Annotated in this window: 6 protein-coding genes; 5 read left to right on the forward strand and 1 reads right to left on the reverse strand. The window is 71.3% G+C overall.

The window, feature by feature from the left end:
* Positions 1–752 precede the first annotated feature (752 nt).
* A complete protein-coding gene (locus tag LO763_RS28395; protein ID WP_230792146.1) occupies positions 753–2,243 on the reverse strand; it encodes an RICIN domain-containing protein in 1,491 nt (496 codons plus the stop codon).
* Positions 2,244–2,899: 656 nt separating this feature from the next.
* Here LO763_RS28395 and LO763_RS28400 point away from each other — a divergent pair.
* The 5 genes from LO763_RS28400 to LO763_RS28420 form a co-directional block, all read left to right on the forward strand.
* Complete coding sequence (locus LO763_RS28400) at positions 2,900–3,409, forward strand: GtrA family protein (protein WP_230792148.1); 510 nt, start codon at positions 2,900–2,902, stop codon at positions 3,407–3,409.
* Positions 3,345–5,708 carry a glycosyltransferase gene (locus LO763_RS28405; RefSeq protein ID WP_230792150.1) on the forward strand — a complete coding sequence of 788 codons (2,364 nt, stop codon included), beginning with the start codon at positions 3,345–3,347 and terminating at the stop codon, positions 5,706–5,708. Before LO763_RS28400 ends, LO763_RS28405 begins: the two co-directional genes overlap by 65 nt.
* On the forward strand, positions 5,705–7,156 hold the full coding sequence (locus LO763_RS28410) for a glycosyltransferase family 2 protein (protein ID WP_230792152.1): 1,452 nt from the start codon (positions 5,705–5,707) through the stop codon (positions 7,154–7,156). The genes LO763_RS28405 and LO763_RS28410 overlap by 4 nt, the downstream gene beginning before the upstream one ends.
* Complete coding sequence (locus LO763_RS28415; RefSeq protein ID WP_230792154.1) at positions 7,146–10,679, forward strand: PQQ-dependent sugar dehydrogenase; 3,534 nt, start codon at positions 7,146–7,148, stop codon at positions 10,677–10,679. Before LO763_RS28410 ends, LO763_RS28415 begins: the two co-directional genes overlap by 11 nt.
* A 697-nt stretch (positions 10,680–11,376) precedes the next feature.
* Positions 11,377–11,589 (forward strand): hypothetical protein (locus LO763_RS28420; protein WP_230792160.1); only part of this gene is annotated, 213 nt, incomplete at its 3' end.

The raw sequence follows: 11,589 nt of genomic DNA on the forward strand, positions 1-11,589 counted from the left end.
CCAGTGGTCCCGATCGGGCCCATCGACTACGGGGAACCACCGTTCTTACCCTGCCCCAGCAGGCGACTGCTGGGGGACGCGAGGCCACACCACACCACCAGGCCCGCAGCCCGAACCCCCACGGGGCCGGGCCCCCCAGCATGCCCACACCCCAAAGCCGAAACCCCGCCCCAGCCAACGATCACCCTTTCGTCGCCGCCCGCCCTGACCACGAGCCGCCGCCACCCCAAAGCCGAAGTCCCCGCCCCGTGCACGACCACCCCGTTGTCGCCGCCCGCCCTGACCCCGACCCCTGCGACCGGACACCCGCTATCCCACCCCAGGACCCGCCCACCGCTCCGTCGCCGCCCGCTCTGACCCCGACTCCCGCGACCGGGCGCCCACAGGCCCCTCCTCGCCCCGCCGTCCACCTCATCGCTGCCGCCTCAAGGCTCCGCACCCGGCGGGAGCCGGACCGGCCGGGGTCGGTCGGACGTCTTTCTCGCTGCTCGCCCGGACCTCAAGCGTCAGCGGCTCAGAGGCCGAAGAATCGGCCTCGGGACGTAGTTCTTGATGCCGTCGGGCGCTTCGACTTCCCCGCCACCGGCATGTCCGTGGTGTCGCGGCCGCACCGGACGGCGGGTCGCGGCCTCAAGACCGCGGGCGGACCGGAGTCGCCGCTCAGCACGTGCGAATCCGACTGAGCCGCAAGCACACCGAAGGGCCACCGGGAGACCTCGCTCCCCCGGCGGCCCCTTCGACCTTCTATCGAACTATCGGACGGTCACCGCCCACTGCTGGTTCGCGGCGCCCGTGCAAGTGGCCTGCACGATCGCGGCGTGGTTCGCGGTCGAGGCCGCCTGGAGGCACAGCCCCGAGTGCTGGGCCACGATCAGGTGGTTGCCGTTCCCCGCGTCCCGCAGCGAGAACCGCTGGTTGCCACCGGCCCAGCAGCCCCACTGCCCGACCGGAGCGCCGACCGCCGTGGACTCGTCGAGCACGTCCCAGCACTTGCCGGTCGCGGTGTTGGCGATCGAGCCGACCTTCGACCCGGGGTAGACCGGGTCGAACGTGAACGCCTGCGGCGCGCCGTTCCAGCAGTCGTACTGGATGAGGGTCGTGCCGTCGGTGCTCGATCCGCTCGGCACGTCCGCGCAGCGCCCGGAGGCCGCGTTCACGAACTTCGTGCCGTAGGGGCTGCCGTCGTCGTTGCCGACCACGCCTTGGACCGTTCCGGCGGCCGTGTCGATGTTGAGGGTCGAGTACCAGGTCAGCGACATGCTCGTGTTGCTGGGGAAGCTGATCGGCAGCCACACGTACTCCGAGTCCATGGGCTTGCCGCCCCACTGCGGGCCCCAGCGGTCGCCCATGTAGAGGTAGCTGGTGCCGGAGGTGCCGGTGACGGGCACGACGAACGTGGACTGGGAGCCGTAGGTGGTGGAGTTCCCGGCGTTCGACCAGCCCGACCACGAGCCCTCGGGGAAGTTCGTGGTGGTCGCGTACTGGGTCTGGTTGGCGTTCCAGCCGGTCGCGCCGGAGGTCACGAGGAAGTAGACGCCGTTGCGGATGAAGACCGCCGGGGCCTCGCGGTGGTAGCCGTCGAAGACGTAGACCAGTTCCTCGATGGCGGTGTAGTCGTCGGTGAGCCGGTAGACGTTGAGGTCGTAGTTCACATCGGCCGCGGAGATGAGGTAGGCCTCGCCGTCGGTGTCCACGAACAGGGTCATGTCGCGGGAGTCGAAGCCCGCGGGCCGGAAAGAGCCCCGGTAGTCGTAGTCGCCGTCGACGGTGTCGGAGACCGCCACGGCCACTTCGGCGTCGCCGTAGTCGACGCCGTTCTCCTTGTGGGCCCACAGCACGTAGTGGTCGTACTCGGCGTTGTAGACGACCTTGGGCCGCTCGATGTTGGCCGGGGAGAGGTCGGGGTCCGACTCGGCGGCGAGGATGTCGTTCTCGAAGGTCCAGTTCACGAGGTCGGTGGAGGAGTACATGCTGACCTGGTCGAACAGGTAGCCGTCGCGCTGCTCGCCGACCAGGTAGTAGGTGCTGCCGACCTTGAGCATGCCGCCGCCGTGGGCGTGCATGAGGTCGCCGGAGGTGTCGGTGATGGTCTGGCCGTTGTCGAACACGGCGACCGCCTGCGTCGAGACGTCGTCGGCCTCCTGGGCCTGCACCGGCAGGCCGAGCGCGGCCGAGGCGAGCATGAGGCCCGCGGCGGCCGCGAGGGCGACGCGGCGCCTCCGCGATCGTCTGGTGGATGACATCGTCGTCTCCTTGTCCGTCGCCCCAGGGGCGGGGGTTCTATCGAAGTAGTTCGATATTCACACAAAAAGACACCCTTGTAAACACCCTTCGTCTAACCGGTTGAAAAACTGAGGGAACCGGTCACGGACCTCCGCCCATCCATGATCTTCGATGAATGTCCATAAGCGAGCCCCCTATGCACCGATGCGAACCCGAGCGCCGATTCAAGCCGCCGCCGATGATCCGAAAGCGATCATTCTCTTTCATCCGAGTCCGCCGTGCTGAAGCCGAATTTCAAAACCCGATAAAGCTACTCGCGAGTCATCCCCTGAACGGGTAATGCGAAAAGTAAATTTCCCGACAGCCCGTCACGCATAGCGTTCGCGCAACCTGTCCAGTTCACCCGCATACGCACGACGTGCGGCGAATCCCCTTCTCCGCAAAAGGGATATTCAACAGTCCTCAATAACCGAGAGTGACAGAAGCCTGCTCCGAGGGGAACCCGCTGCCAGCGCATTCCCCGCTACGGTGATGGACACAACCCGATCCGTGAACACCCGTCCGACCGCAATGGAGCGGTCGACTCCCATTGCCATTCCCATTGCCTACGCGCGTCCACCGCCGAAACGGCGCCAGTCGACGCGTTTATCAGCCGTGCCCACTGGAGGACCATTCAATGCATCGGCACCGGCCGCCGCCACTGCGACTCGCCCTATTCGCGGCGGTCGGGACGACCTGCTTCGCCGTGCAGGCGGGCATACTGCTCGCACTCCGCGAAGCCGGTGCCCCGGACGCGCTCGCGAACGCGGTCGGCTTCCTCGTCTCGGCCCAGGTCAACTTCCTGCTGAGCACCCGCTTCACATGGTCGGACCGACGCCTCCCGCCCTCCTCCCCGCGCCCCGCCGCCGCCCGATGGGCCGCGTTCCAGACCACCGTCGCCCTCAGCCTGGCCTGCAACACGGGCGTGTTCGCGCTCGCGTCGCGGTTCACCGGGCCCGTGGTCGCGGCCGCCGCCGGCGTCGGATTCGGCGCGCTCCTGACCTTCCTGGCGAGCAACCACCTGATCTTCCGCAGGCGCCGCACCGAGCCGGCGCCGCCGACCGAGCACTTTGGAGCAACCCTTGACGATCATCGCCGCCCACCAGCCGCACTCGCCCGCACCGCCGACCGCACCGCCGCCGACTGACGGCGTCGCGGTGGTCATGCCCGCCTACCGCGAGGAGGCGAACATCGCCGCCACGGTCGACGACTTCCTGAGCACCATGGTCCGCGCGGGCATCCCGCACGCCGTCGTCGTCGTCGACGACGGCAGCGACGACCGCACCGGCGAGCTCATCGACCGCCTCGCCGCCGCCCACCCCGGCCGCGTGATCGCCGTCCACCACGAGCGCAACCTCGGCTACGGGGCCGCCGTGCGCACCGGCATCGACACCGCCCTGCGCCGCACCGGGTTCCGCGAGGTCCTGCTGACCGACGCCGACCGCCAGTTCCACGCCGACGACCTCGTGGAGCTGCGCGAGTTCAAGCGCCGCGAGCGGGCCGACGCCGTCATCGGCTACCGCAGGCGCCGCGCCGACCCGTGGCGGCGGCGGCTCAACGCCAAGGTCTGGACCGTGCTGTGCAAGGCCCTGCTGCGCGTCCCCGGCAAGGACGTCGACTGCGCCTACAAGCTCATCGACCGCGCCCTCCTCCAGGACCTGCGGCTCACCGGCCAGGCCGCCGCGATCTCGCCGGAGCTGCTGTGCCACATCAGCACTGACGGCTCCCGCATCGTCGAGCACCCGGTCGAGCACTACCCGAGGGAGCACGGCGAGCAGACCGGGGCCCGCCTGTCGGTGGTGGTGCGCTCGCTCGCGAGCCTCGCGATCGTCTACGGCCACATGGTCCGCGACGCCCGGCGCCTGGCCTGGGTGCGGCGGCTCGCCGCCCCGAAGGACCCCGGCGCGGCGCTCGTGGCGCTGGCCGCCGCCGTCGCCGCGGTGCTGGCCTACCTGTACTTCGCCGACCACGGCCTGCTGCTGGCGTACAAGGACGCGAACTCGCACCTGCTCATCGCCCGGCGCGTGGTCGACAGCCCCACGGCCGGGCTCGCGCAGCTCGGCGGCGTGTGGCTGCCGCTGCCGCACCTGCTCGCGGCCCCCCTCTCGGCGTGGGAGGCGATGTACACCAGCGGCCTCGCCGGGGCGGCCGTCTCCATGCTGTCCTATGTGGTGTGCGCGCGGTACCTGTACCTGCACGCGGCCTCGCTGTCGGGGCACTGGGCCGGAGGCGTGACCGCCGCGGGCCTGTTCGCGCTCAACCCGAACGTGCTGTACCTCCAGGCCACCGCGATGACCGAGCTGCTGCTGTTCGCCTCCGCCATCGTCGCGGTCCACCACCTGCACCGGTGGTGCGTCGAGTCGCGCCTGCGCGACCTCGCGATCGCCTCGACGGCGGTGCTGGCCGCGACGCTCACCCGCTACGAGGGCTGGATCCTGTGCGCCGTCGCGCTCGCGGTCGTCGCGTACACCGCGCTGCGCCGCCACCGGCGCTACGCGCACACCGAAGGCTCGGTGCTCGTCTTCGGCTTCATCGCCGGCGCCGGGGTCGTCGGCTGGATGGCGTGGAACCTCGCGATCTTCGGCGACCCGATGAACTGGCGGTCCGGCGAGTACGCCGACTCGTCCCTGTGGGTCGCCGAAGGCGAGGCCAACGTCGGGTCGATCGGGACCGCCGCCCAGTCGTACGGCCTCGCCGTACTCCACAACCTCGGGATCGCCACCGCCGCGACGGGGCTCGCGGGCCTGATCGCCTACGCGGCCGTGAAGCGGCTGCGCCACCAGTGGCTGACGCCCTACGCGCTCCTGGTGTTCGCGCCGTTCTTCGTGTACGCCCTCTACGCCGGCGAGCGGCCCCTGCACGTCGAGGAGGTCATGGGGGCGCTCTACAACGTGCGGTTCGGACTCGTCATGCTCATCCCCGCGGCGGTCTTCGCCGGATACCTGGTCGGGCTCCTGGTGCGGCGGCTCCCGCGGCCGCGGACCGGGCGGACCGCCCGCGCGCTGCCCGCGGCGGTGTTCGCCGCCGCGGTGGTCGCGGGCGCCACGGTCGCCGTGGACGGGGCGGTCACGCTCGACGAGGCCGCCGAGTACCGCGCGAGCGGCTGGGAGGCCGACAACGCCGCGGTCGCCGCGTGGCTGCGCGAGCACCACGACGGCGGCACCACGCTCATGATGTCGTTCGAGAACGAGTCGGTGACCTTCGAGTCGCGGCTGCCGACCGGTTCGCTCGTCTACGAGGGCTCCTACCGGATCTGGGAGGAGGCCCTCGCCGACCCGCGCGCGGCGGGCGTCGAGTGGATCTACATGCGGGCCACCCCCGGCGCCGAGGACGACGTCTGGGAGGCCCTGTGGGGCACCCCGCAGCTGGAGGAGCACTACGAGCTGGTCTACGAGGAGGGCGACCGGCTCGTCTTCCGCGCCGCGGACCAGGAGGGGGACCGGTGACCGCACCGCCCAAGGGGCCTGACGCCCCGCCGACCGGACTCAGCGCCCAGCGGCTGCTCAGCCGCGGCCAGATCGCCGCGGCCCTCGCCGCGGTCGGCGCCGTCGCCGCCGCGATCGGCGCGCACCTGCTCACCGGACTCGGCCCCAGCCCGCTCCAGTGGGCGCAGGCCGCGATGTTCGGCCTCATCGGCCTCTACCTGGCCGTCATCGGGTTCAAGCTCGCGATGATCTGGGGCGCGGGCGCCTCCAGCGTCCTGCGCTTCGACCCGGGGAGCCTGGAGGCCGTCGGCGACGCCGACCTGCCCCGCTACACCGTGCTGGTGCCGCTCTACCGCGAGGCCGCGGTGGTGCCGGGGCTCGTCAGGCGGCTGGCCGCCCTGGACTACCCGGTCGAGAAGCTCGAGATCCTGATGCTGGTGGAGGCCGACGACGCCGAGACGCGCGCCGCGCTGGAGGCCGCCGGCCCCGGCCCGGCCTTCCGGATCGTGACCGTCCCCGACACCGCGCCGAAGACGAAGCCCAAGGCCTGCAACACGGGCCTGGCGCGGGCCGCCGGCGGGCTGTGCGTCGTCTTCGACGCCGAGGACCGGCCCGACCCCGACCAGCTGCGCAAGGCCGCGCTCGCGTTCCGGCTGCTGCCGCGGCGGGTCGTGTGCGTGCAGGCCGAGCTCCAGTACTGGAACCCGTGGACGAACTGGCTGACCCGGTGCTTCGCCGCCGAGTACGCCACCAACTTCAGCCTGACACTGCACGGCATGGACCGGCACCGGCTGGCGATTCCCCTGGGCGGCACGTCGAACCACTTCCGGACCGACGCGCTGCGCGACCTCGGCGGCTGGGACCCGTTCAACGTCACCGAGGACGCCGACCTGGGCATCCGGATCGCCCGGCGCGGCTGGGAGGTGCGCATGATCGCCTCGGTCACCGAGGAGGAGGCGAACTCCCGGCTCGGCAACTGGATCCGCCAGCGCAGCAGGTGGATCAAGGGCTACCTCCAGACCTGGCTGGTCCACTCGCGGCAGCCCGTGCGGCTGTGGCGCGAGCTCGGGGCGAAGAAGTCCCTCGCGATCCACCTGACGCTGGGGTTCTCGACGGTGACGACGCTGATCAACCCGGTCATGTGGGCGATGACGCTGTCGTACTTCGTGTTCGGGCCCGAATGGATGGAGCCGCTGTTCCCGCCCGCGGTGCTGTACGGCGGGATGCTCGCGATGATCGCGGGCAACGCCCTCATGTGCTACGCGCTCATGCTCGGCTGCCTCAGGCGGGGCCTGTACCCGGCGGTGCGGGCGATGCTCACGGTGCCGCTGTACTGGGGGCTGATGAGCGTGGCCGCCTACAAGGCGCTGGGGCAGCTGCTGCGCCCGAGCAAGCGGCACTTCTGGGAGCTGACCGAGCACGGACTGGACACGTCGGACGAGACCCCGGAGGCCGCCCATGCGCGGTAAGTTCGCAGCGGCGCTGATGGCGTCCGCACTGATCATCGTCCCGTCCCGGGCTGCGGAGGCCGCTCCCCCGGCCGAGTTCGAGAAGCTGCTCGTCGTCGACGGCCTGGAGGAGCCGACCTCGTTCCGGTTCACGCCGGACGGGGACATCCTGGTCGGCGAGAAGAACGGAGCGATCCAGCTGGTCGAGGACGGGTCGCTCCACGAGCACCCGCTCATCGAGCTGGCGACGGCGGGCTCGGACGAGCGGGGGCTCCTGGGCCTGGAACTCGACCCCGGCTTCGCGTCGAACGGGTACGTGTACGTGGGCTACACGGCGGCGGACGACCTGGACCGGCTGAGCCGCTTCACGATGAGCGGCCACGAGATCGACCCCGCCTCGGAGCTGGTGCTCATCCGGTCGCAGCAGGAGGCCAACGTCTTCCACCACTCCGGGAGCGTCGGGTTCGGCGCCGACGGGAAGCTGTACTGGACGCTGGGGATGAACACCAACAACCAGAACCCGCCGAACCTGGGGAACGTGCACGGCAAGATGCACCGGATCAACCCGGACGGGTCGATCCCCGAGGACAACCCGTTCGTCGACACGCCCGGCGCGGAGCCCTCGGTGTGGGCGTACGGGCTGCGGAACTCCTTCCGGTGGGACGTGATCCCCGGCGGGCCGAACGCGGGGAGGATCCTCGCCGGGGACGTGGGCGGCTCCGAGTTCGAGGAGCTCAACCTCATCGAGCGGGGCGCGAACTACGGCTGGCCGCACGTCGAGGGAGTGTGCGGGGACTGCCCGTACGCGCAGCCGGTGTGGACCTACCCGCACACCGAGCCGCCCGCGTCGGCCGGGTCGATCTCGGCCGTGGAGGTCTACGAAGGCGGGCTGCTCGGCGAGGCGTACGAGCACGCGGTGTTCGTCGCGGACTACACGCTCGGGTTCGTCAAGTACCTGGTGATGGACGAGGCGTTCGAGACGGTGGTGTCGGTGCACGACTTCGACACCGAGGCGGGGACCCCGGTGGAGTTGCAGACGGGGCCGGACGGCGCGCTGTACCAGCTGAACATCTACCCCGGCGAGCTGTACCGGATCGCGCCCTCGGGCGGGAACCGGACGCCGGAGGCCGCCGCGGCCGCGACCCCGGACTCGGGGGCGGCGCCGCTGGAGGTGGCGTTCTCCTCGGCGGGCTCGCACGACCCCGACGGCGACGATCTGACCTACGCGTGGGACTTCGGCGACGGCGCCGTCTCGACCGAGCCGGACCCGGTGCACACCTACGCCGAGGAGGGCGTCTACCAGGCGGTGCTCACCGTCTCGGACGGCGGCAAGTCGGCCGAGGCCGCGGTGGAGGTGCAGGCCGGGAACTTCAGGCCCGAGGCGGTGATCGCGACGCCCTCGACGGGCCTGCGGTACGACGCGGGCGACCTGGTCGCCTTCGCCGGTTCGGGGAGCGACCCCGAGGACGGGCCGCTGGGACCGGAGGCGATGACGTGGACGGTGCAGTTCCACCACGCCGACCACGTGCACCCGTTCTTCGGCCCCGAGACCGGCGCCGCCGCAGGGGAGGTCGCGATCCCGACGGCGCCGCACGGCGCGGACAACACGTTCTACCGGATCAGCCTCACCGTCGCCGACGCCGGAGGGCTGACCGACACGGCCTTCGTGGACGTGCACCCGAACACCGTGGAGGTCACCATGGGCGCGGACCTGCCGGGCCTGGCGTTCACCCTCGACGGGCGGCCCCACACGGGCACGGCGGTGAAGCGGATGGTCGTGGGCACCGAGTACGTGCTGGACGCGGCCTCGCCGCAGTACGCGGGCGGGGAGCGGTACGCGTTCGACTCGTGGTCCACGGGAGCCGAGCGGCACCACGTGTTCACGGTGCCGGACGAGGACGCGGCGGTGACCGCGCACTTCACCGAGCTGCCGCTCCCGCCCGCGCCGTGGGAGTCCACGGACGTGGGCGAGCGGACGCAGCTGGGGCTGAGCAGCTACGACGACGGCGAGTTCACGGTCACCGGCGCGGGCTGGGACGTGTGGGACGCGACCGACGAGTTCCACTTCGTGCATCAGGCGCTGGCGGGCGACGGGTCGATCACCGCCCGGCTGACCTCGCAGACCGACACGAACCCGTGGGCGAAGGCCGGGGTGATGGTCAAGGAGTCCACCGCGGAAGGGGCGGCGTACGCGTCGATCGCGGTGACGCCCGAGCACGGGGCGCACTTCCAGGCGGACTTCGGCACCGACGGCGGCGGCTTCGACTACGAGGCGGGCGCGGCGTGGCTGCGCTTGACGCGGGAGGGCGACCTGTTCACCGCGGAGCTCTCCGCCGACGGCGAGGACTGGGCGGTGATCGGCTCGGCCGAGGTGCCGATGAGCGCGGACGCGCGGATCGGCCTGTTCGCGACCGCGCACGACAACACGCGGTTCTCGACGGCGGTGTTCGACTCGGTCGCAGTCGACGCCGGGGACCCGTCCGCGGGATGGACCTGCCAGGACGTGGGCGACCCGGCCCTGGCGGGGCAGGCCGCGTTCGACCCGGACGGGACGGTCGCGGTGACCGGCGCCGGAGACGACGTGTGGGGCGACGCCGACCAGTTCCACTACTGCCACAAGGAGCTGGCCGGCGACGGCGAGATCGTCGCCCGGGTGGTGTCGCAGGAGGACACCGACGACTGGGCGAAGGCCGGGGTGATGGTGAAGACCGCCCCCGAGGCGGGGGCGGACTACGTCGCGGCCCTGACGACGCCGGACCAGGGCGTGCACCTCCAGACCGGGTTCGACACCGATGTGGACGGACCTGCTCTGGCGGCGCCGGTGTGGCTGCGGCTGGTGCGCGAAGGCGGGACGGTGACGGCGTTCCACTCGGACGACGGGTCCGGCTGGGAGCCGTTCGCGAGCGCGGCGCTGGAGGGCGCGGCCACGGTGGGGCTGTTCGCGACCTCCCACGACGGGAGCGAGCGGAGCACGGCCGTGTTCGACTCGGTCACGGTGCGGGACACGGCGCCCGCGGTGCCCGAGCCGTGGACGTGCGAGGACGTGGGCGACCCGAAGGTCCCCGGGGACGCGGTGTTCGACGCGGAGGGGACGGTGACGGTGATCGGCGCCGGGGACGACGTGTGGGGCGACGCGGACCAGTTCCACTTCTGCCATCAGGCCCTTGAAGGGGACGGGCAGATCACGGCCCGCGTGGTGTCGCAGGAGAACACGGACGAGTGGGCGAAGGCCGGGGTGATGTGGAAGCAGGGCACCGAGGCCGGGGCGCCGTACGCGGCGCTGATGGCGACGCCCGCGAACGGCGTGCGCCTCCAGTCCGGGTTCGACGCCGATGCGGCCGGACCCGAGGCCGGTGCGCCGGTGTGGCTGCGGCTGAGCAGGACCGGTGACACGGTGACGGCCGCGTGGTCGAGCGACGGCGAGGCGTGGACCGACGTCGGGACGGCGACGGTGACGGGCCCGGCCGCGGTGGGCCTGTTCGTGACCTCGCACGACGGCTCGGAGCCGGGCACGGCGGTGTTCGATTCGGTGGCCGTGGCGTAGGCCGGGCGCCCCGGCGGGTCGCGGGACGCGGGACGCGGGACGCGGCCGGGGCGTTCAGCACGACCGAGGAGGCCCGACAGGACAGGCGCGGAGGGGCCTTCTCACCACCGCGTACGGGGGCGCATGCGGCGGCGTATGCGGTGGTGAGCAGGGCGCGCACGTGGGCGCGTCATCGGCTTCGCGCTTCGTTGCGGTTGCGGTTCAAGCGGCAGCGACAACGAGGTGGACTTGGGACGGGAGCTCTTTCGGGTCTCCACGTCGCCTCGTTCGAGGTCAGGGCGGGCGGCGACGAAGGGGTCCTCTTCGGTCATGGTCGGTTTTCTGGGTGCGGGTGGCGGGTGGGTCGGAGTCAGAGCGGGCGGCGACAGTGGGGTGTCCTTTGAGCTGAGGTGGAGTGATGAGCGTCTGGTTGCGGGGGTCGGGGTCAGGGCGGGCGGCGACGGTGGGGTGGGCGGGTGCCCGGGGTGGGGTGGCGGGCGTCTGGCCGCGGTAATCGGGGTGCGGGGGTGTGGTGGGGGTGTTGGTTCGTGTTGGGCCGCAGGGGGCCCTGACGAAAGTTAGGGGTGATCGGGCGGTTTTTCATACCTTCGACCGATGACAGTCCGCAGTCGTCCTGTCACACTTGATGGAGTACGGCATCACCGACAACCAGGCAAGTATTCGAGCACAGCGACACGGCAAGGGAGGCGAGTCCCCGATGAGCACCAGCACCACTACGCCCGACGCTCCCTCTCTCATCGGCACCGACCGCGCCGCCCAAGCCAGGGAACTGCGCGCCACCCTCGATACAGCGGCCGCCGGTATCAATGCCTTCCACACCCAGGTCCTCGCCGCCGTGATCGACATGAAGCAGCGGAACCTCCACCGCTCCGCTTTCGGGTTCTCGGCGCTGCGGGACCTGCTGCTGTCG

The sequence above is a fragment of the Glycomyces amatae genome (assembly GCF_020991375.1).
GTDB lineage: Bacteria > Actinomycetota > Actinomycetes > Mycobacteriales > Micromonosporaceae > Glycomyces > Glycomyces amatae.